This is a genomic window from Streptomyces javensis (assembly GCF_039525925.1).
In the GTDB taxonomy this organism is placed as follows: Bacteria; Actinomycetota; Actinomycetes; order Streptomycetales; family Streptomycetaceae; genus Streptomyces; species Streptomyces asiaticus.
In genome coordinates this window covers 1-1407 of sequence record NZ_BAAAIF010000238.1, presented here as the reverse complement: position 1 = coordinate 1407, position 1407 = coordinate 1, and the positions used below count along the sequence as shown (strand labels likewise).

Below are 1407 nucleotides of genomic sequence, written 5' to 3'. Positions count from 1 at the left end.
CGGAATCCAGCACCGCGGCCAGCACGGTCTCCACGTCAGCGTCACGCGTCGGGTCCAGACCAGCCGCCGGGTCGACATCGACCAGCAGCAGACGACCCGGGTGCTCCGACTGCGCCGAACGGATCAGACCCGCCACCGCCGCACCAGCCAGATCCTGGCCGGTCCAGATCACCAAGCGCGCGTCGTCGGTCGCGGGATCGGCCAACCACTCCTGCACCCAACCCAACACCGTCGCGGCAGCCAGCTGAGCCGCCTGCGACGCCGAACTCCCGGCGGGAGCGGCAGGCACCGCAGCAACAACCACCGGAGCCATCCCGGAGCCATGCCGCGCCCACTGCACCGCGCCGACCGGAGCCTGCACCGTCAGCGGAACCCAGTCCACCGTGAACAGCGACTGCCGAACCTGGCGACCGGACCCGCCGAACTGACCGGCCGAGGCCTCACGCAGCACCAACGACCGCGCCTGGAAGACCGGCTGCCCGACACCGTCGAACGCCGTCACCGACACGCCGCCCGCTGCACGTGCCAAGACCACCCGGAGGTGGCGGGCGCCACTCGCCAGCAGCTGCACCCCCGACCAGGCGAACGGCAGCCCCGTCCCCCCGCCACTGCCATCACTGGCAGCCAGCAGGCTGTGCAGGGCAGCGTCGAGCAGCGCGGGATGCAAGCCGAACCCGGCCGCATCGGCTTCGGCAGCCTCAGGCAGCTCGACCTCGGCGAAGACGGTGTCCCCGGCACTCCACACCTGACGCAGACCCTGGAACGCCGGCCCGTAGCCGTAACCGCGCTGGGCGAGACGCTCGTAGGCACCATCGACCGGAACCGATTCCGCACCCGCCGGAGGCCAAGCGGCCAGCGGGGCAGGGACAGGCTCACTGCCGACCGGAGCCAGCACACCAACGGCGTGCCGAACCCACTCGCCCTCCCCCTCACGGGAAGAGACCGTGACGGTCCGCCGGCCGCTGTCGCCGTCGGTGTCACCGACCTGGATTTGCAGCTGCGCGCCGCCCTGGTCCGACAGGATCAGCGGCTCCTGGAGCGTCAACTCCTCCAGCACACCACAACCGGCCAGGTCGCCGGCATGGACCGCCAGGTCCACGAAAGCCGTTCCGGGCAGCAGGACCGTGCCGTGCACGGCGTGGTCGGCCAGCCACGGCATCGCCGACACCGACAGACGACCCGTCAGCACCAGCCCATCACCCTCGGCCAGCCACACCTCGGCAGCCAACAGCGAGTGACCGGAGCGCTGCTGACCAGCCGACGCAACATCCCCACGCCGCGCCACCGCGACCTTCGGCCAGTAGCGCTGACGCTGGAACGGGTACGTCGGCAGATCAACCTTGACCGCCCGGCCCTCGTCGGCGGTTGCCGCGGCCCAGTCCACCTCCACACCAGCGGTGTAAGCAC

The 1407-nt window shown here is 71.4% G+C and carries 1 protein-coding gene; it reads right to left on the bottom strand.

Annotated elements, in window-relative coordinates; all coding sequences use genetic code 11:
* A partial coding sequence (locus ABD329_RS47740) for a polyketide synthase dehydratase domain-containing protein (RefSeq protein WP_344318279.1) occupies positions 1 to 1390 on the bottom strand: 1390 nt, incomplete at its 3' end.
* Positions 1391 to 1407 lie beyond the last annotated feature (17 nt).